The 19,126-nt window shown below is 63.7% G+C and carries 23 protein-coding genes and 1 tRNA gene; 13 read left to right on the top strand and 11 right to left on the bottom strand.

Annotated features, from left to right (window positions below; all coding sequences use genetic code 11):
- The first annotated feature begins 8 nt into the window (after nt 1-8).
- The 10 genes from dapE to ACSFBE_RS03495 all read left to right on the top strand — a co-directional run bounded on the left by dapE (nt 9) and on the right by ACSFBE_RS03495 (nt 9,382).
- Entirely contained in the window at nt 9-1,190 is a 1,182-nt protein-coding gene (dapE, locus tag ACSFBE_RS03450; RefSeq protein ID WP_435488979.1) for a succinyl-diaminopimelate desuccinylase, read from the top strand.
- On the top strand, nt 1,187-2,095 hold the full coding sequence (gene prmB, locus ACSFBE_RS03455) for a 50S ribosomal protein L3 N(5)-glutamine methyltransferase (RefSeq protein ID WP_435488980.1): 909 nt from the start codon (nt 1,187-1,189) through the stop codon (nt 2,093-2,095). Before dapE ends, prmB begins: the two co-directional genes overlap by 4 nt.
- Nucleotides 2,096-2,105: 10 nt before the next feature.
- Nucleotides 2,106-3,857: a M14 family zinc carboxypeptidase gene (locus tag ACSFBE_RS03460; RefSeq protein WP_435488981.1), complete on the top strand. Its 1,752-nt coding sequence runs from the start codon at nt 2,106-2,108 to the stop codon at nt 3,855-3,857.
- On the top strand, nt 3,854-5,818 hold the full coding sequence (locus tag ACSFBE_RS03465) for an ABC-F family ATP-binding cassette domain-containing protein (protein WP_435488982.1): 1,965 nt from the start codon (nt 3,854-3,856) through the stop codon (nt 5,816-5,818). The genes ACSFBE_RS03460 and ACSFBE_RS03465 overlap by 4 nt, the downstream gene beginning before the upstream one ends.
- Nucleotides 5,819-5,833: 15 nt before the next feature.
- Complete coding sequence (locus tag ACSFBE_RS03470) at nt 5,834-6,412, top strand: hypothetical protein (RefSeq protein ID WP_435488983.1); 579 nt, start codon at nt 5,834-5,836, stop codon at nt 6,410-6,412.
- Nucleotides 6,413-6,567: 155 nt separating this feature from the next.
- On the top strand, nt 6,568-6,795 hold the full coding sequence (locus ACSFBE_RS03475; protein WP_435488984.1) for a hypothetical protein: 228 nt from the start codon (nt 6,568-6,570) through the stop codon (nt 6,793-6,795).
- A gap of 22 nt (nt 6,796-6,817) precedes the next feature.
- A complete protein-coding gene (locus tag ACSFBE_RS03480; protein WP_435488985.1) occupies nt 6,818-7,261 on the top strand; it encodes a hypothetical protein in 444 nt (147 codons plus the stop codon).
- 355 nt (nt 7,262-7,616) lie between these two features.
- A complete protein-coding gene (locus ACSFBE_RS03485; protein WP_435488986.1) occupies nt 7,617-7,775 on the top strand; it encodes a hypothetical protein in 159 nt (52 codons plus the stop codon).
- Nucleotides 7,776-7,938: 163 nt separating this feature from the next.
- Nucleotides 7,939-8,523, top strand: coding sequence for a hypothetical protein (locus ACSFBE_RS03490; RefSeq protein WP_435488987.1), 585 nt, complete (start codon nt 7,939-7,941; stop codon nt 8,521-8,523).
- 472 nt (nt 8,524-8,995) lie between these two features.
- A complete protein-coding gene (locus tag ACSFBE_RS03495) occupies nt 8,996-9,382 on the top strand; it encodes a trypco2 family protein (protein ID WP_435488988.1) in 387 nt (128 codons plus the stop codon).
- A gap of 551 nt (nt 9,383-9,933) precedes the next feature.
- Here ACSFBE_RS03495 and ACSFBE_RS03500 read toward each other — a convergent pair.
- From ACSFBE_RS03500 to ACSFBE_RS03510, 3 genes are all read right to left on the bottom strand, one after another.
- The gene (locus ACSFBE_RS03500) at nt 9,934-10,200 is read right to left on the bottom strand and encodes a hypothetical protein (protein ID WP_435488989.1); all 267 of its coding nucleotides are present in this window, start codon (nt 10,198-10,200) and stop codon (nt 9,934-9,936) included.
- 104 nt (nt 10,201-10,304) lie between these two features.
- Nucleotides 10,305-11,249 carry a hypothetical protein gene (locus tag ACSFBE_RS03505; protein WP_435488990.1) on the bottom strand — a complete coding sequence of 315 codons (945 nt, stop codon included), beginning with the start codon at nt 11,247-11,249 and terminating at the stop codon, nt 10,305-10,307.
- A 52-nt stretch (nt 11,250-11,301) separates the two neighbouring features.
- Nucleotides 11,302-11,730 (bottom strand): hypothetical protein, encoded by a 429-nt coding sequence (locus ACSFBE_RS03510; protein ID WP_435488991.1) that lies wholly within the window; start codon nt 11,728-11,730, stop codon nt 11,302-11,304.
- 240 nt (nt 11,731-11,970) lie between these two features.
- Here ACSFBE_RS03510 and ACSFBE_RS03515 point away from each other — a divergent pair, with 240 nt between their 5' ends.
- Complete coding sequence (locus ACSFBE_RS03515) at nt 11,971-12,165, top strand: hypothetical protein (protein WP_435488992.1); 195 nt, start codon at nt 11,971-11,973, stop codon at nt 12,163-12,165.
- Nucleotides 12,166-12,303: 138 nt separating this feature from the next.
- Here ACSFBE_RS03515 and ACSFBE_RS03520 read toward each other — a convergent pair whose 3' ends face one another.
- Complete coding sequence (locus ACSFBE_RS03520) at nt 12,304-12,636, bottom strand: hypothetical protein (RefSeq protein WP_435488993.1); 333 nt, start codon at nt 12,634-12,636, stop codon at nt 12,304-12,306.
- Between the two features lie 326 nt (nt 12,637-12,962).
- Between ACSFBE_RS03520 and ACSFBE_RS03525 the strand changes: the two genes are divergently transcribed.
- Together ACSFBE_RS03525 and ACSFBE_RS03530 are read left to right on the top strand one after the other, a co-directional pair.
- The gene (locus ACSFBE_RS03525; RefSeq protein ID WP_435488994.1) at nt 12,963-13,184 is read left to right on the top strand and encodes a hypothetical protein; all 222 of its coding nucleotides are present in this window, start codon (nt 12,963-12,965) and stop codon (nt 13,182-13,184) included.
- A 404-nt stretch (nt 13,185-13,588) separates the two neighbouring features.
- Entirely contained in the window at nt 13,589-14,143 is a 555-nt protein-coding gene (locus tag ACSFBE_RS03530; RefSeq protein WP_435488995.1) for a hypothetical protein, read from the top strand.
- 517 nt (nt 14,144-14,660) lie between these two features.
- Here the strand turns inward: ACSFBE_RS03530 and ACSFBE_RS03535 are convergent.
- The 7 genes from ACSFBE_RS03535 to tolB all read right to left on the bottom strand — a co-directional run bounded on the left by ACSFBE_RS03535 (nt 14,661) and on the right by tolB (nt 19,089).
- Nucleotides 14,661-15,026, bottom strand: coding sequence for a hypothetical protein (locus ACSFBE_RS03535; protein ID WP_435488996.1), 366 nt, complete (start codon nt 15,024-15,026; stop codon nt 14,661-14,663).
- A 16-nt stretch (nt 15,027-15,042) separates the two neighbouring features.
- Nucleotides 15,043-15,417 carry a hypothetical protein gene (locus ACSFBE_RS03540; protein WP_435488997.1) on the bottom strand — a complete coding sequence of 125 codons (375 nt, stop codon included), beginning with the start codon at nt 15,415-15,417 and terminating at the stop codon, nt 15,043-15,045.
- A 173-nt stretch (nt 15,418-15,590) separates the two neighbouring features.
- Nucleotides 15,591-15,666: transfer RNA gene (locus ACSFBE_RS03545), tRNA-Lys, on the bottom strand.
- A gap of 65 nt (nt 15,667-15,731) precedes the next feature.
- Nucleotides 15,732-16,544 carry a tRNA threonylcarbamoyladenosine dehydratase gene (locus ACSFBE_RS03550; protein WP_435488998.1) on the bottom strand — a complete coding sequence of 271 codons (813 nt, stop codon included), beginning with the start codon at nt 16,542-16,544 and terminating at the stop codon, nt 15,732-15,734.
- Nucleotides 16,545-16,560: 16 nt separating this feature from the next.
- Entirely contained in the window at nt 16,561-17,313 is a 753-nt protein-coding gene (gene ybgF, locus ACSFBE_RS03555) for a tol-pal system protein YbgF (RefSeq protein ID WP_435488999.1), read from the bottom strand.
- Nucleotides 17,313-17,828, bottom strand: a complete 516-nt coding sequence (gene pal, locus ACSFBE_RS03560; RefSeq protein ID WP_435489000.1) for a peptidoglycan-associated lipoprotein Pal — start codon at nt 17,826-17,828, stop codon at nt 17,313-17,315. The genes ybgF and pal overlap by 1 nt, the downstream gene beginning before the upstream one ends.
- 19 nt (nt 17,829-17,847) lie before the next feature.
- The gene (gene tolB / locus ACSFBE_RS03565; RefSeq protein ID WP_435489001.1) at nt 17,848-19,089 is read right to left on the bottom strand and encodes a Tol-Pal system beta propeller repeat protein TolB; all 1,242 of its coding nucleotides are present in this window, start codon (nt 19,087-19,089) and stop codon (nt 17,848-17,850) included.
- Between the last annotated feature and the right edge of the window lie 37 nt (nt 19,090-19,126).

The following is a 19,126-nucleotide window of genomic DNA, read 5'->3' on the forward strand; positions in this document are numbered from 1 at the left end:
TCTCGAAGATGTCCCGTACCCTCCAGCTCGCCGAACACCTCATCTCCCGCCCGTCGGTCACACCCGACGACGCCGGCTGCCAGCAGATCCTCGGCGAGCGCCTTGCCGCGCTGGGCTTCCGCTTCGAAACCATCGAGAGCGGCCCGGCCGATTTCCGCGTGACCAATCTGTGGGCGGTGCGCCCCGGCGCGGCCGGCAGCAAGACGCTGGCCTTCGCCGGCCACACCGACGTGGTGCCGACCGGCCCGCTCGACCAGTGGACCAGCCCGCCCTTCACCCCCACGCACCGTGGCGGCAAGCTCTATGGCCGCGGCGCCTGCGACATGAAGACCTCGCTGGCCGCCTTCGTGGTGGCCATCGAGGAATTCCTGGCCGCCAAGCCTGACCCGCAGCTCACGCTGGCGCTGCTGGCGACCAGCGATGAGGAGGGCCCCGGCGTGGACGGCACCGTCATCGTGTGCAACACGCTGGCCGCACGCGGCGAGGCGATCGACTATTGCATCGTCGGCGAGCCGACCGCGGTCGAACGCTGCGGCGACATGATCAAGAACGGCCGCCGCGGCACGATGAGCGGCAAGCTCACGGTCCATGGCGTGCAGGGCCACATCGCCTACCCGCACCTCGCGAAGAACCCGGTGCACGCCTTCGCGCCGGCGCTGGCGGAACTGGTCGCCATCAACGCCGCCGGCGGCTGGGACGCCGGCAACGCCTACTTCCAGCCGACCAGCTGGCAGATCAGCAACATCCACGCGGGCACGGGCGCCAGCAACGTGATCCCGGGCAGCGCGGTGGTCGACTTCAACTTCCGCTTCTCGACCGAATCCACGCCCGAGTCGCTGCAGCAGCGCGTGAAGGCAGTGCTCGATGCGCACGGACTCGATCACACGCTGATCTGGACCATCGGCGGCCTGCCCTTCCTCACGCAGCCGGCCGAGCTGGTTGAGGCGGTGCAGCAGGCCATCCAGGCCGAAACCGGCATCACGACCGAACTCTCGACCAGCGGCGGCACCAGCGACGCGCGCTTCATCGCGAAGATCTGCAGGCAGGTCATTGAGTTCGGCCCGGTCAACGCCAGCATCCACAAGATCGACGAGCACATCGACGTCGACGCGATCGACACGCTGAAGAACATCTACCGGCGCGCGATCGAGGCCCTCGAATCCCGGCAGACGGCACGGGCCGCGGCATGAGCACGCCGGCCGCCGACGAGCGCACCGTCATCCAACTCATCGACGCTGGCGCCAGGCAGCTCACCGAGGCCGGCGTCGCCTTCGGCCACGGCACCGACAACGCCTTCGACGAGGCCGCCTGGCTGGTACTGTGGCAGCTGCGCCTGCCGCTCGACGACCTCGACGCGGTGGCCGACCGCCCCGTGTCCTTCGGCGACCAGGCGCGCGTCGACGCGCTGGTCGCCACCCGCATCCTGACCCGCAAGCCCGCCGCCTATCTCACCAAGGAAGCCTGGCTGCAGGGCGTGCCCTTCTACGTCGACGAGCGCGCGATCGTGCCGCGCAGCTTCATCGCCGAGTTGCTGATCGACGGCAGCGTCGACTACTGGCTGGGCGAGCACACGCGGCAGGTGCTCGACCTGTGCACCGGCAATGGCAGCCTGGCGGTGTTGGCGGCCATGACCTACCCGGATGTGGCCGTGACCGCGGCCGACATCTCGACCGAAGCGCTCGAGGTCGCGGCGATCAACGTCACGCGGCACGCCCTCGACGAGCGCATCACGCTGGTCCGCTCCGACGGCATGGCCGCCGTGCCCGGACCGTGGGATCTGATCCTCTGCAACCCGCCTTATGTCAACGCCGACAGCATGGCGGCGCTGCCGGCCGAGTACCAGGCCGAGCCGGCGCTGGCGCTGTCGGGCAACGCGGCCGGTGGCACCGACGGCATGGACTTCATCCGCCAGTTGCTGGCCGATGCGCCCGCCAGCATGAGCGAGCGCGCGGTGCTGGTGCTCGAGATCGGCAACGAACGACCGCACTTCGAGACCGCCTTCCCGGCACTCGAAGCGGTGTGGCTGGAGACATCGGCCGGCGAGGACCAGGTGCTGCTGCTGACGCGCGACGCCATCGTCGCCGCACAAGGCTAGCGCGGCGCGCATGGCCGCCCTGCTCGACGTTCGCATCCCGCGCACGCTCGAAGCCTGGGTGAAGGCGCTGAGCCGGTCGCCGATGGCGGGCACCCGCGTCGAAGGCTGGCTGTTCGAAGGCCGCGCCGCACGTCGCCGTGCCGAGGCGCGACTGGCCGCCGTCGGCATCGCGGCCCGGCTGCGGAGCACCTACAAGCCGCTGGTCCATCACTTCCTCGAAGAGGTCGAGCGCGCGCAGCTCACGCACGTCACGGTGCACTGCCCGGTGCACCCGAACGCTTCGCCACGCCGCTTCCAGCTCGAGGCCTACCCGCTGGCCGAGATGCTGGGCCGCGCGGCGCTTCGATTCGAGCTGCTTCCGACATCCGACGCGGCGCCCGTGTACCGCGTCGACTTGCAATGGCGCGATGGCCGCCAGCGCACCGACCATGTGCTGGCGCCGAACCACGTCCACGTCGACGCGCTTGGCGAAACGCTGCTGTCGCCCACCGCCTGGCTGCGCGTGCAGCGGCCGGGCGAGGCTTGGCAGGAAGGCGCGCACGAATCGGAGCACCAGGCCGTGTTCCGCCGCGTGATCGACTGGGTGCAGCAGCACCCCTGGCCCGAGGCCGAGCCCTACTTCGAGCGCCTCGACCTGCGCGTCGAGCTGCCCGGCATCGCCCATGCGCCGGCGCGCGAGAGCGAATGGATGGACAGCCGCGAGGCGCTGCATGAAGACCTGTATTTCTCGCTGCTCGAACTGTTTCAGCGCCGCAGCGGCCGGCCGCCCGGCGACCGCCGCCTGCAGCCGGGCCAGATCGTGCCGGACGTGCGCAGCGGCCGGGGCGACACTCGACTGCGTATCGCGGTCGGGCCCTACCCTGCGCAGAAACCCGGGTCTGCGCTCGAAGACACTGTGCCGCTCGAACGCAGTTCCTCGCCGCTGACGCCCGAGCGCATCGCCGCCGAACTGGCCCGCGTGCCCGGTGATCGCTTCTTCGCGACGACCCGCGAAGGCCGGAAGATGCACGGCGTCCACCACGCTGGCCGCGGCCCCGCCGTGCTGATCAGCGGCGCGCAGCATGCGAACGAGACCTCCGGCGTGGTCGGCGCCCTGCGCGCGGCGCACCAGCTCGCCGCGCAGGGCGCCCACTTCGCGCTGATCCCGCTCGAGAACCCCGACGGCTACGCCCTGCACCACGCCCTGTGCGCCCACGCACCGCGCCACATGCACCACGCGGCGCGCTACACGGCGCTGGGCGACGACCTGGAATACCGCGACGCGCCGCCCTGGTACGAGCGCGAAGCCCGCGAACAGGGCCTGGCGCTGACCGGCGCGCAGCTGCACCTGAACCTGCACGGCTACCCGGCGCATGAATGGACGCGCCCGTTCAGCGGCTACATCCCGCGCGGCTTCGAGGCGTGGATGCTGCCCAAGGGCTTCTTCCTGATCCTGCGCCATCACGCAGGCTGGGGCGATCGGGCACGGGCGCTGGCCGAGCACGTCTGCCGACGGCTGGCCGAGCGTCCGGCGCTGATGGGCTTCAACGCGCGGCAGCTCGCCAGCTACAATGCGCATGCCAGCGATCTACCGTTCGAGCTCCTCCACGGCACGGCCTGCATGATCAGTGAAGTCAACCGTCCGGGTCCGCCCCTGACGCTGATTTCCGAGTTTCCCGACGAAACGATCCACGGCGACCCCTTCATCCTTGCCCACGACACCCAGACCGCGACGGTTCTGGCCGCCGTCGAAGCCCTGGGCCTCATTTCGTCCCGTCCATGATCACTCTCAAGAACGTCGTCCTGCGTCGCAGCGCCAAGCTGCTGCTCGACGGCGCCAACGCCACCATCAACCCCGGCGAACGGGTCGGCCTGGTGGGCCGCAACGGCGCCGGCAAGTCGACGCTCTTCGCGTTGTTCAACCGCACGCTGCACGAAGACGGCGGCGATTTCTTCCTGCCCAAGCAATGGCGCATGTCGCAGGTCGCGCAGGACATGCCCGAAACCGACGAAGGCGCATCCGACTTCGTGGTCGGTGGCGACACCCGGCTGGTCGAATTGCGCGAGGCGCTCGCCAAGATCGAGGCCGCCTACACCGAGAACCCCGACGATGCCGATCTCGGCATGGCGCTGGCCCATGCCTACACCGACCTCGCCGATGCGGGCGAGCACGACGCCGCGCCGCGCGCGCAGGCGCTGATCCTGGGCCTCGGCTTCAAGAGCCACGAGCTCGACGCGCCGGTCAGCAGCTTCTCCGGCGGCTGGCGCATGCGCCTGCAGCTGGCCCGCGCCCTGATGTGCCCGAGCGATCTGTTGCTGCTCGACGAACCCACCAACCACTTGGACCTGGACGCGCTCGTCTGGCTCGAAGCCTGGCTGCAGAAGTACGAAGGCACGATGATCGTCATCAGCCATGACCGCGAGTTCCTCGACGCGGTGACCAACGTCACGCTGCATGTCGCCAATGCCCAGCTCACGCGCTACGGTGGCAACTACAGCAAGTTCGAAGAGATGCGCGCGCTGCAGATGGAGCAGCAGCAGGCCGCCTTCGGCAAGCAGCAGGAAAAGATCGCCCACCTGCAGAAGTTCATCGACCGCTTCAAGGCCAAGGCCAGCAAGGCGAAGCAGGCGCAGAGCCGCGTCAAGGCGCTCGAACGCATGGAAAAGGTCGCGCCGCTGCTGGCCGAGGCCGACTTCACCTTCGAATTCAAGGAGCCGGGCAACATCCCGAACCCGATGCTGTCGATCACCCAGGCCAGCTTCGGCTACATGGTCGACGACGTGCCCAAGACCATCCTGACCAACGTGAGCAAGTCGGTGCAGGCGGGCCAGCGCATCGGCATCCTGGGCGCCAACGGCCAGGGCAAGTCGACGCTGGTGAAGACCATCGCCCGCGAAATGGGCGCGCTGGCCGGCACCGTGACAGAAGGCAAGGGCCTGAACATCGGCTACTTCGCGCAGCAGGAACTCGACGTGCTGCGCCCGCAGGACAACCCGCTGGAGCACATGGTGCGCATGGCGCGCGAACTCGGCGCTTCTGCCAAGGAGCCGACCGGCGAGCAGGCCCTGCGCGGCTTCCTGGGCAGCTTCAACTTCAACGGCGACATGGTCAAGCAGCCGGTCGGCACCATGAGCGGCGGCGAGAAGGCGCGGCTCGTGCTGGCCATGATGGTCTGGCAGCGCCCCAACCTGCTGCTGCTGGACGAACCCACCAACCACCTGGACCTCGCCACCCGCGAAGCACTTGCCGTCGCGCTGAACGAGTTCGAAGGCACGCTGATGCTGGTGAGCCACGACCGCGCCCTGCTCCGCTCCGTCTGCGACGAATTCTGGATGGTCGGCCGCGGCGGCGTGACCGACTTCGACGGCGACCTCGACGACTACCAGCGCTACCTGCTCGAAGAGGCCAAGCGCCTGCGCGAGGAGGCCAAGGAAGCCGTGCGCAAGGCCAGCGAACCCGTGGCGGCACCCGCACCGGCCGTCGCCAAGCAGGACGCGGCCCAAGGCCGCCAGCAGCGCAGCGAGCAGGCGAAGCCGCTCAAGCGCGAGATCGCGCAGATCGACGAGCGCCTGGCGGAAGCCGGCGCCGCCAAGGCGGCCCTCGAGACCCGGTTGGCGCAAACCTTGCCGGCCACCGAGATCGCCGAGACCGGCAAGCGCCTGAAGGCCCTGAACGACGAGATCGAAAGTCTCGAGGAACGTTGGATGGCCGTATCGAGTCAACTGGAGGCACTCACCGCCTGACAGGAGCCATCGCACATGCCGTCTGCCATCGAACTTGCCCAGGGCGATCCGGCACTGATTGCGGCAGTGCGGCGCAGCCGAAAGCTGATCGCACGCAAGGCCCTGCTCGCGGCCGCGGCCAGCGCGGTGCCGCTGCCGGGCATCGACTGGGCGGCCGATGCGGCGCTGCTGTCGCGGCTGGTTCCGCAGGTCAGCGCCGAGTTCGGCCTCTCCGTCACCCAGGTCGAGACTCTGGCGCCGCACCAACGCGAACGTATTCAGAAGGCCGCGACGACCGTCGGTGCGCTGCTGGTGGGCCGCCTGGTGACCCGTGACCTGCTCATGACGATGGCCAAGCACGCCGGGCTGCGTTTGACGACCAAACAGGCCACCAAGTACGTGCCCGTGGCCGGCCAGATCATCTCCGCCGGGCTGGGCTATGCGGCCCTGCGTGCACTGGGCGAGCAGCACATCAAGGACTGCGTCAAGGTCGCGCGGGCGGTCCAATTCGCATTGCCGACGGCCGCAAACGCGATTTCAGCGACTATCGAAAACCCTGAAGAAAAAAGACCTCGTTTCTTTGAGCGCCTCGGAATTGTTAAGCCGAAACAATGAGTTTTCAGAATCAATCGTCAACGGAGGACAGGAATCCCGCCTCTTCTATGACAAAGTTGCCGAACGGTTAATCCCCTCCGTGCTACCCTAAAACCGCTGAACCGTAAACGCTGCATTGGCGGCGCGGGCAGATAAGAAATTGGCGGAGGAAACGGATGAATGATGCAGATCTTGCCGCATCCATAGAGCGGCTGATGTCGAGGGTCGACTACTACCTGCATTGCGAGCTGGACGACGAATATGACCATGACCGGCCGGATTCGGCGCGCAGCCAACTCGAAGCGGCCCTGCGCGACGAACTGCTTCGCGCGAGCGCGATCGGGCTCGTGACATCGATCTCCTCCTCGGTCCACACAAGTCTCGGCACCCAAGACCTGGTCTGAGTCCGGTCGCCTGGCGGCCTGTTTGGATACCCGCTCCGGGCCTCGTCGGTCGAAGGGCTACGGGCGCGGCACAGTTGCCAGAACATCAGCAACAGCGCTCGAGCTGTGGGCTAACCAGGCCTACAAGCTGGCGGTCGCCGAGACGTGGAACAGCGGCACCCACGGCAAGCTCTTCATGATGGAGCCGGGCACCGAGGCACGCGTCGCGCAGACCGCCAAACTCGCCCTCGAATCGGTCGCCCGCTTGGGTCGCCTGGTGACGGAAAGCACCGCTCGCGCTGATGCCATGCGCCTGGAGGCCGCGCTGCCCGACGACGTCATGCTCGAACTGCAGGCGATGGCCGCGGCAATCCATGCCGAATACCAGGCTGTGCCGCGACCTGTTCGGCTCTCCTCGAACTTCATCGCACCGATCCCGGGCGTGATGGTGATGGAGATCACCGACATGAGCGAAGCGTCGTACTGAGCCAGACCAATGGCAGTCGACCACCGCCCAGAGACGGAACGCGACGCATGGAAGGCGGCAGCGCTCGTCGTCGCCCGCGCACGCGTGTCGTCGCTGCTTCCCTCGTCGATGACCCCCGAGGTCGTGCGGCGCGTCCTGCGAGCCGTAGAGCGCCTCTGTGGGGTGCACCGACAGGGGGTAGGCGGGTCAGAAGTCGGCCGCCGCTGGGTGCCGGAAACCACCTGGTCTCTCACGCGCAGAAAATGCTCCCCGTTTCAAACTCAATCAAACGGCACAGGGTGACAGAAACCAGTACTGGCGCGGCTTGCAGCCTGATTTTTGATTGTTTTGATTTGTTGATTTCAAGGTTTTGACCATGACATTGCGAGACCGTCGACAACTCACCAGGGCTCTATGCGCAGACCTGGGCATCTCCATCATCCCGTTCGGCGTCGGCATGCTGCTGCGCGGCCGGGGTATCTATCTCATGTGCACTGACCTGGGCGACGTCGTCCCGGGCGAACTCATCACCTGAAAGACCATATGCCTCAAGCCCTCGTTCCTCTTCTTGGCGGCGTGCTGCTTGCCTACGGCGTACCGACGATCGTGATCCAAGCAAGCCCTCTCGTCGGCTCGTTGCGCCTCCCGGGGAAACCTCGGTGAGCCTGCTAGATGTCTGGATGACTCCAGCGCGAGCCATGGTGGTGGTCGACACCGAAGGGCGAGGCATGGGCGGCGAGTTCCTTGAGGTCAGCAAAATGTTGCATCTGCCTCACTTGAACTTGGTGCTCGCGAATCGGGGGACACCTCTCTTCCTCAACACATTGTTCTCTATCTTGCAGTTGAGACGGGACGCAGCGTTCGACGATGTCGAGGCAGTGATGCCGGAGCTTCTTGTTCAGGCGATCGACTACCTTAAGTCGCTTGGGCTGGACTTCGAAAAGCACCTATATCAGCAGGAGGTCACGCTGGTGGGGTACTCAATGGCGCGCGGGCGCATGTGCTGCGTGGCCTACCAATCTGCAGACGCAAGCGGCTTCGATATGCAGGAAATGGACAGCGTCTACCTATCGCCGTGGGACGAATCTTGGGGACAGGAAGGAATCGACGCCAGCACCCCGGGTCATGCGCGCTGTATCGCAAGCGAGCAGGTGCTCAGAGCACTTGTGATGCGCCCTGATGCACCTTTCGGCGGCCGGCTACTGCTGGCCGAGGTCACACGCGACGACTGCAGGCTGTCGACGCTGGGGCGAGTGACCTCGCGTGCAGTGTGCGGCAATTGAGGGATGCGGGGTAGACGACATGCTCACCCGTGACGATGTCGGGGCACCTGGCCAGTGCATAACCAAAAGTGTTGATGCCCAAAGTCACTGCCGAGTGCTAGCGTGATGATGCACTCTGAAAGTTTCCAATGCGAAGTTGTCGAGTCCATTTGATATTCGTTCTTGCGCTGCTGATTGCAGGGTGCACTTCACCCCAATCCTCAGGCGACCTGAGCACGCAAATTAGGCCGGGCGGGTGTCAACTGAACCCCTGGACTGAGTACCCTGTTGGAGGTGAGCATAGGTGGTGCTCAGGGGAGCCAACGGCGGGAGGGGGTTGTACTCGACCGATGCAGTGCAAGCGGTGCCAAGCGGGCGGCGTCTGGAGCGCTCCCTACAACTGCTAAATCGTAATGCCGCGCGGCGCGACCGTTAGACGACGCCGCTTCCACCTCTCGATGAACTCAATCGTTTCTCAGCTCGGGGAACTGCCATGCGTCTCACTCGACAATTGCTACTCACTTGCGCCGTTTTCTTCCTTTCAGGATGCTTTGAGACGGCGAGGCCCCGGCCTACTGCAAATCTCAAAGAGGTGATCGAGCGGGTCAGATCTGACCTCATAGCTGCACAGCTTGCACCCGGGGAAAAGGCGGCCACACCCCTCACGTTGAGCGAAGCCACGCTCGTACTGAAGATTGCTGCTGAGGGCGGTTCGGGAATGAACGCTGGAGTCGACGTGCCGTTGAAAATTGGGTATTCGGTGAGCGGATCTGACTCTCTGGAGAACACGATCACGATTAAGTACTCCCTTCCGGGTACGCCAGGCAATCCAACTGGTTCCAAGTCAAACCCGCTCGACGTCGGTCCCCTCGGGAAGTAGCTCAGTGACCAAGCCGAAAGACGATGCCGCAGCGCCAATGAATGGCGTGACCCGACTCTAGATGTGATCGATGGGGGCCATGCACGTTCGCTCAGGGGTCATCCTCAGCCTCTTTTTGCTCGGCGGATGCTCGGAGAATGCCCCGGCGCCGGCCGGGTATCTGCGACCGCCCCCGTTGCCTCGCGGCGCGGGCGCCAATGCACCGCCAGAAGGCGTGGTCCCCCCCCAAACGTTGCGGCGCTTTCAGGGAAGTGGTCCGGAACATGGTTTAGCTCGCGACTGAAGGTTCCGGCGATCCTCCTCGTTGAGCACCTCGGAACGTCAACGGCCACCGTGATCCATGCAGTCGGGGAGACCGATCACACATCTACGCAATAACTCCATCGTCGCGAGCCTGGCGCGCATCGCCGTGCAGCAGACCATCACCGGCCCGCTGACGGCAGGACTGCTCGCCTGCCGGTGGTGGCGGCCGGTAAGGTGCCCACGGAGGCGCCAATACGGCCGGGGCATTCAGCGGCAACGCGCTTGACGCCCTGATCTCCCTTGCGAGCCTAGAAGTCGGCCGTTCTCAGCTCCAGCGGATTGGCCACGGTGTAAGGACCGCTGCCCTTGGCTTTCGTGCGCACGACTGCATGGATCTCTTCTTGGTTCTGGGCATAGGCCTTGACCAATTCACCTGACTCACTGCCAGCGCCGAAATGGTCCGTCAAAGCCTCCCGGCTCATCTTTACGGGAATGCTGGTGGTTTCCCCCACTTCCCGAAAGCGAAAGTTCAGCCATTCGCCGTGGTCCTCGACATTGATGAAATCGTCACGCATGTCCATCTCCTACGGGTTGAAAGTCAGGGCCGTTCGTCACCGCGCGACGATTGCGGGCGGTCGACATCGGGAAGTGTCGCAATGCGTCTTCGAGCCAAATGTTTCTATTGGCGCGACAGATCCTCTCTCAATCGGTGCAGCGCGCTCGCAGCCTGCTCGTAAGCTGCCTCGCTGAGCGCTCGGAACACCTTGAGGTCACTCGTTAGTTCCAGCTCTGTTCGAATGGCAACGGCCAGCTTATCGATCTGCTCGGAGACTCGCAGCCGAAGCGACTCGGTGATGAAGTCGGTCATTTCGAGCTGGGTGGCAGTGAGCTGCGAATACCCGCTCGCCACGATATGAGACTGTTCTTCTACCTCTTTCAAGGATGCGTCACGTTGCGCTTTGATGGCATCGAACGCGTGCCGATCGTCTCTGCGTTCCAAATTGAACTGCCGCATGGTCTCGAGTTGAGCTTGCGCCTGCTCATACGCGCGAGCCCTGGAAGCTTCTGCCACAACGACCTGGCCCTTGATGTGTGCGAGCGGGATCATTTTCGACAGGCATTCCATGAGGATGCCCATGTACGCATTGAACGTCTCGCGCGCCACAACCGCGGTCGCCTGCTCCGCTACCAAGGTGATTCGCTGCGCTGCCAGCGAAACACCCCCGATCTCAACGGCTGCATTGAGGTCTTTCAGTTCTCGGGTTGGCAGCGACCCCAAGAGAGTCTGAAAGCGCACGAAGTCAGAGACCGCTGCTAGGTACACATCACGGCGCATCGTGGTTAAGCGAGAGTGCCGATCCTTGCGCGCGCTGAGTTCTCGCTCTCGCTCAGCTTCGTGCCTGGAATGTTCGCGATTGCGGTGCTCCTGCTCGACAGAGTGCCGCAACTCAATGGCTGTCTTCTTCTCGGTCGCTTCGAGGGAGAGTTTTACACCATGCAGCGTCGTTCGAGCGACAACGATGGCCACGACCCCTGCGATCAAGGCAGCAGCGAACGTCTGGTTGTCGTGCAGTAAATCCCTGATCGAATGCAGCAGCTCGGTCAGCCAAGGCGGCACAGCCATGTCTCACTCCTCGTTGGTTGAGCGGCATCGTATCGCGGCAGTCCGCTACAGCTCAACGCGGCGTCAACCCGTAGTCATGGTCCTCGTCAGTAAGCCACGTTTGGCTGCTCTTTTTGCCCACCAGCTGTTGGACCACACCGCCCGACCCGTTAGTCTTGATGACCAGGCGGATCGAGGGGCAGCTTGGAAAGCGTTTCGCTGGGGTGATGACCAACTGACCGGTCTCGCTGTCATCGACGACCGCAGCGACTTTGACGTTGAGACACTCATCGGCAGTCACGCCTCGAAGGCGGAAAAAGTAGGAGTCGCCTTCCTCTTTGAATAATTCGGCTTGGCCATAGATGTGACCATTTCGGTTTCCAACCATGCTCGCTGTGCGACCAATGTTGCCGGGGGTCAGGAGGTAGGTCCATTCACCCACTTGCGCGGCCGTCGCAGAGAAGCACGAAGCCGTCAGGGCGGCAAGAACAATGGATTTCATGTCTAAGGTCATATCAGGGGCGGCGCTCGACCGCATGCTGCGGCTGTGTGTCCCGGGAACTCTATCCGCGCAAGGCGTCGTCGTTCGAACGGCAACGCGATCGCAGCCAGAATCAAACGTCATCTCGGACATTTGTCACGCTTACCGGAGCGCGCGCCTATGTGCTCAGCGAGCGGGTAGCGTGGCCACGGGTCATTCGAAAACCAGTGCAGGGGAAGGAGTACCGTAAGCTTCGGCTCGATGCGTGAGATTCGAGTTTGTTGGAGCCCCGATGTTGAGCACGAAGAGCGAGGCGTCTTCCGCGACGGGGGCTTTTGGTTCTTCGATTCCCCCGAGATCCGAGTAGGCCTGCGCCTGATCGTGATGTCCGAGAACTTCGTTCACGGTGAGCACACCCACTGGCTCGCGGTGCGCGACAACGATATGCTCGATTGAAGCTCGCTAGAGCGGTTGTCGCAGAAGGTCCGTAGTCGACTGCGCTCGCCTGCCGACCGCTCTCATAGCCGCCATAACACCTATGCGCTAGACAGGCTCGGCGAGACGCTGGAGGGGCACCAGCCGGACACCACATCGTCACGCGCAGGCGGCCTTACCTATGTAGTAGGCAATCGATCCCGGGACAATCGGCGACAGCTTCTCGTTCGGTCGAGACGCCTTCATTTCAGCGATGGTATCGCCCGTCCCGATGTACCGGATCAAGTCATTTTTACAGTCAACTTCCCTCTTAGAAAACGACTCACCGCTTGACCCCGCGCGCTTCGTTACGATCGTCCGCACGGTGCCTTTAGTTGACTTTTCGAGCACGTAATAGATTGCCTTGGCGTCAGATGGCACGGACAGCGCCGTCCCCTCTGCAAACGTGGCCGACGAGGCTAAAGAGATGAGCAGAGCAACGGAGAGCTTCATGGATCGGTGATGGAGTTTTGATGAGCATGCCACGACCCCGCTTGATTCGATAGCTGCAGCGCCAGCGCGACCGCCCCCACAATGGGCATATGTGCAGCCACTACCAGGCCGAAAAGCGCCGCAGCTACTACGAGAAGCGCTGGGGCATCAAGCTCCCGCCGGAATGGGAGCCTCCGCGCGGCAACGCTGGGCTTCACATCTACCCCACACAGTTCGCGCCGACGTGCCCTTTTAGCCGTGCTCTGCACTGTGTTCGTGCTGCGTCAGGTTGGCGGAAGCTGCCGAGCGAGGTCGTCCCAAAGCTCTCAGAGAGCGGCTGGCTTTTGATGAGCCAGGACTCGCGCAGGTTCTACCCGCAGACCACTGCTCGGCTGTTCCGAACCCGCGAGATCCTGATCGACGTGATCGAGCCGCTGGTGCACGCGCACGTCAAGAAGATCGATCGCGGCGGCATCCTGATCTACGGCCAGGAGGAGCAACCGGCCTATCAGGCGCCGAGCGTGCCCCAGGTCTGGTGGTGCAAGCCAGCCCTTGGCGAGCTGCTTTAAATCACGTTAACGAGCCAGAGCACCAGAACGCTTAGCAGCACGGAGACCACGATCGAGCCGAGACATCCCAGTCGGTTGGAAAAGAGGAAGAACATCGACGGACATTCATGCCGCCGGTGCGGTCTTTGCGTAGGAACAATCCGACTTCTACATTCCGCAGGTTCCTAGCGGCTACCTAGTTAGCGTTGAGTAGCAGGGCGTTGAAAACGAGCCAACGCATCGCTGGTATCGCATGTTCGAGGTGGGCACGCCGACGAGGCAAGCTGAAGATTGCCGTGCGCAGCCTCCGGCTTCCATCCGAGCGACGAACTTCGCTTTGGCGGAGCCAAATCCGCCTTTCAGCGAATGCTGGACGACGCCGGTGCAAGGTGTCATGCTGACAAGGTCAACTCCAGGACGACAACATGGCGCAATTTCCAATCGATGATCCACTCGAAAATCCCATCAATCGGTGGATCTCATGGGGTCTTGAGCCTGTAAGTGAAGCCATTGCAACCTTTGAAAAGCCAGTCGCTGACGTCGAATGGGAGTACCGTTTGGCAAAAATGCCAGCCTCATATAGATACACGTTTTCAGACGGATCGAAAGCCGTCGACGCGCTAGTAATTTCAAACTTGGTCGTTACGTTGCGTCTTAAACGTCAGCCCGCGCCGAAGCTCTTTTTCTTGGTGACTCTTGACCACTGGTCCTCTAACAGATCGCAGCAGCCGTTCCCATCCCTTCACTTTGAAATCTTGAACGCCGGCGGAACGCGTCTGGCGCTGGCAGGCCTCAACGCCTCTCAGACCTTTGTGAGTGATTGCCAAGCAACGGCAGTTCCCGGCGCGCCATGGCAATCCTTGGCGGTGGAGATCAGCGGGGCGGCCAAGGAGTATTTTGACTCTGCTCATGCCGTGCGCGTTGTGCTGCCAGCCATGTTTGGTGGCAAGCCCTACGATCACGGCCCGATTTGTTACTAACTTGCATGCCACTCTTCAGCGTCCAAGTAAGGAGCGACGAGCGTGCGGAGGGCTGCTGCATTGGTCTAGGGGCCCGGGGAGACGCCTCTCCGGTGCCGAAGGTGCGCCAGTCTGGTGGTGCAAAAGCCGGCCTTAGGCGCTCCTTCAGACGCCGACGCGACGCAACAGACCTAGCCAGCCCTATTTAAGGGCGTGCGAGACAAGCTTTATTAGGAACGATGTCACCAGCAGCCAGGTGCCCCACTGGAACATCTTTGAGTCGCCTGGCTCGTAGCGGCCTGCTCTCGCGTCGACACGAGCAAGACCATCCACAAGCACTCTTGCTCTCGTTGGATCACTCTTCTCAAAGGCCACCAATTGGGCTTCGATGCCCTTGCTAGGGTCTAGGCCGAATGTGCCTAACAGATCTAATCGAGCTTGGTGTACTACCCGTCGAGCTGCAAGCACGTTGTGCGTTGGAATGGCGAGCACCACTGCGCTGACAAAACCAACGATGTCAGAGGTAACTTCGAGCCATTCAGGCGCCATGTTGCCCCACAGCGAACAATGATTCTGCGTTGGGCTCGGCAGAAACCGCTGCGAAGGATAGGTTTGTTGTGGGGTGAGAGACAACTAGCGCAAGCTCTCCTGACGACAGGCGAATCTGCTGTGCATCGAGGTCATTTTCCTCTGCAAGCCTACTCAGCAGATCCAACTGCTCATTGCCGCCAACAAGGTTCACCGATCTTGGTAAAGGTCCGCCCTCCCCAGTTACGGACAATTCCAAGAGCAATCGGAAGGCATCGAAGGCAGCCTCGTTCTCGATGACGAAGCGTTGAAGTGCGGTGCGTTCGTGCTCAGGGTATAGCTCTGAGAGCACCAAGAGTTCATCCGATTCAAACATCGTTTCACCTTTTGAGTTAGGGCAAAAAGGAAGCTGCTCTTGATGCTGCCCGGCTTTTCGGATCGTTACCGTGCCACCAAGGGCTCGCCTTGATGTCCGCGGCTAGAACGTTTTGGCAACTCGTCCCATTGTGCAGAAACGCCGCAGCCGCTACTCGCGCAGTCGCCAATCCTTTGGCACTCCACGCGCTAACGTCGATATATCTGACCTCATAGGTTGCTCCGCGATCGCCTCTTCCGGGCAGCAACCCAACGTTGCTTGTCAGACAGGCGGCCACTGCTTTCACCCAAGCGCTTTCGAGCACGGCATCCTGCGTCAAACTGCAGTTGCTCTGCTGGATGACGTCTTTTTCGGCCTGCGCCGCAATCTGGAAACCGGACAAGCTGCACATGTCAGAGCCCTCAGAACTTTCACCAGAGTGTCATGCGGTTGCCGGCGTAGTGGCAAGTAATTTGTGCAGAAATGACGCCCTTGCATTCTGGCAACGTTCTGGCAACGAACCACCAAAGCCAAAAGCATGCTATCTTTTCAGTAGCAGGCTTTCTAGCACCCATGCGGGTAAATTGGTGGGACGTGCGGGGGTCGAACCCACGACAAACGGATTAAAAGTCCGCTGCTCTACCAACTGAGCTAACGTCCCGAATCGATCTTGTTGTCGATCTTCACTGTTCACCGGCGTCGCATCGAGTCCGGCAAAGCCTACGATTATAGCGTGGCGCGAGAGGCGATTCGGTCCATCACCCACCCGGCTGCACACTGCCCGAAGGTCGAGGTGACGCTGACCACCGAGCCGTAGCCATGGCAGTTGAGCGAACCGTCGCCTTCCACCGCGCACGAGGCATCCGGCGGTGCAACGCTTTCGCGGCTGAAGACACAGGCGACGCCGATCTTCTTGCCGTCTCGCGGTGCACCGTGGGCCTTGCGCAGGCGATTGCGCACCAGGGCCAGCAAGGGGTCGTGGGTGGTGTGGGTCAGGTCATCGATCTCGACCCGGTGCGCCAGGCGCTTGCCGCCCGCAGCGCCGACGGTGATGAAGCCGGTGCGCGTCGAACGCGCCCAGGCGCTCATCGTCACCTTGGCACGCACCTGGTCACAGGCATCGATGACGGCCGTGAGGGGGCCGTTCGTCTGTTCGGCGCGCGCGACCAGCGCCAGCCAGTTCTCGGGTTCGACGAAATCGTCGATCGCGATCACCGCACAGGCCGAGTTGATCTGAGCAATGCGCTCGCGCATCGCTTCGACCTTAGCCTGGCCGACAGTGGACGCGAGCGCGTGAATCTGACGGTTGATGTTGGATTCGGCGATATGGTCCAGATCGACCAGCGTGAGGCGATCGACCCCGCTGCGCGCGAGCGCCTCGACCGCCCACGAACCGACGCCGCCGATGCCCACCACCATGATGTGAGCGCCGCGAATGTCCCGCGCTCCTGCAACACCATACAGGCGCTCGAGCCCCCCGAAGCGGCGTGCCAGGTCGGGATCCGCCACGGTGGGAAATGCGAGCGCCGCGGCGTCCATGGCGCAGCGCCCTGTCTTACTTCAGGCGCGAAAGACGCTCGCGGCCGGCCTGCGCGGCCTCGGACTGCGGGTAGGCCTTCGTCAGGTCTTCCAGCGTGCGGCGGGCCGCGCGCGTGTCCTTGAGTTCGATCTGGCAGTTGGCGATCGACAGCACCGCTTCGGGGGCCTTCGCGTGGTCCGGCGCCAGCGACAGCATCGATCGGAAATTGGCGATGGCTTCGCTGTAGTTGCGCGTCGCGTACTGCGCGTTGCCCAGCCAGAACAGCGCCGAGGGCGTGTAGCCGCTTTGGGGGTAGCGCTTCACGAACTCGGCAAAAGCGGTCTGTGCCTGCGCGAACTGGCCACTGCGAAACACGCCCAGGGCGGCATCGAAGTCGGACTTCTCGCGTGGGTCGGCGGTGAACTCGCGGCCATCGACCGCCACCTTCGCCGGCTCATTCTTCTTGAGACGGTCGTCGATGTCGGTCTGGCGCTGCTGCAACTCGGACACGGTGCGCGCAAGCTGCTCGTTCTGCCCGGTCATGCGCTGCATGTCGCCGCGCATCGTCTCGATCTGGTTTTGCAGGTCGAGCAGGCTGCGGCGCAACTGCGCGTTCTCGTCGGTCAGCCGCTGTTCCGTCTGCGTGCGCATCGCCTCGACGCGCTGGCGAAGTTCGAGGATGGCGCGGCGCGCCTCGTCATCCTCGAACAGGGCGGCGTTGGCACCGACCGAGGCGCATGCGATCAGCACCGCGAGCGCGGCGTGACGCAAACCGAATGGCCGATTCATCAACGGTAGGTGATTTCGGCGCGGCGGTTCTGCGCCCAGACGGACTCACCGCTGCCCTGCGCGGCCGGCTTTTCCTTGCCGAAGCTCACGGCTTCCACTTGGTTGTCGCTGATGCCCAGCAGGTTGAGCGCGCGGCGGACGGCTTCCGAACGCTTCTGGCCGAGTGCCAGGTTGTACTCGCGTCCGCCACGCTCGTCAGTGTGGCCTTCGACCGAGATGCGGCGCTGCGGATTGGCCTTCAGGAAGCGCGCGTGACCGTCGATGAGCGACTGGTACTCGGGCTTGAGGGTGTAGCTGTCGTAGTCGAAGTAGACGATGCGTGCAACGCCGACGGGACCTTGCGCCGTACCGGCGTTCGGGTCGATGGTGACGGGTGCCACGCCGCTGGCTGCACCGCTGCCCTGCCCGGCGCCGCCGGAACGGTCTACCACCGGGGTGTCGTTCAGCTTGGTACCGGACGAGCAACCGGCGATCAGGGCCACGATGGCCAGCGAATAAATCGTGCGTTTCAACATTAAAGACTCCTCAAGTTAATCATTGCTTTTGAAACGGACCCCAGTCCGGTTCCCGAATATCTCCGGCCTGGCCGGCCAACCGCGCCTTGATCTTGCCGTCGAGCGTGGTCGTCATCAGTGCCTCGCGCCCTCCGAGCTGCGTGGCATAGACGAGCAGTTTGCTGTTGGGGGCGAAGCTGGGGTTCTCGTCGGCGGTGGTGTCGGTGATCGCGGCCACATTGCCGGTCGCCAGTTCCATCACATGCAGTTTGAACGCGCCGCCTACGCGGGAAATGTAGGCCAACCACCGGCCGTCTCCGCTGACAGAAGGTGAAATGTTGTAAGAGCCGCTGAAGGTCACGCGCGTGGGCGAGCCCCCGTTGGCGCCCATCTTGTAGATCTGCGGCGCACCGCCGCGGTCGCTCACGAAATAGATCGTGCTGCCGTCGGCCGAGAAGGTCGGCTCGGTGTCGATGCTGCTGCTCTGCGTGAGCCGGCGCGGCTCGCCACCGGACGACGCGATGGTGTAAAGCTGCGAGCCGCCGTCGCGGCTGAGCGTGACGGCCAGCGAGTTGCCGTCGGGCGCCCAGGCCGGTGCGCTGTTGGAGCCGCGGAAGTTCGCCAGCAGACGGCGCTGGCCGCTGGCCACGTTGTGCACGTACACCACCGGCTTGCGCGACTCGAAGGACACGTAGGCCAGCTGCGACCCGTTGGACGACCACACGGGCGAGATGATGGGTTCCGGGCTGGCCAGGGCGGCCTGCGCGTTCTCGCCGTCGGCGTCGGCCACCCACAGGCTGTAGCGGCTGCCACCCTTGGTCACATAGGCGATGCGGGTCGAAAAGATGCCCTTTTCGCCGGTCAGCTTCTCGTAGACGTAGTCGGCGATGCGGTGCGACGCAAGGCGCAGGTCGCCCTGCGGCACGGTATAGCTCTGACCGCCGAGGTCCTGCCCGCGCACCACGTCCCACAGGCGGAAGCGCACGTCGAAGCGGCCATCGGCCAGCTTGGTGACGCTGCCCACCACGAGCGAATCGGCGGTGCGCTGACGCCACAGCGTGAGGTCGGGCCGCGAGGCCTCGTCGAGCGCCTGGCCGGACGCATCCACGCCGCGGAACTGACCGCTGCGCTCGAGGTCGGCTTGGACGATCGCAGAGATCTTCTGCGGCGAGGCGTCCTCACCCTTGAAGGGTGCCAGCGCAATCGGCAATTGGGTCAGCCCCACACCCGACACCTCGACCCGGAATTGGGCCAGCGCGGGAATCAGGGGCGTTGCAGCCATGGCCGCGACAAGCGCGCGGCGGGCGTTGAACGATGAA

The sequence above is a fragment of the Variovorax sucrosi genome, assembly GCF_051216635.1.
Lineage (GTDB): Bacteria > Pseudomonadota > Gammaproteobacteria > Burkholderiales > Burkholderiaceae_C > Variovorax.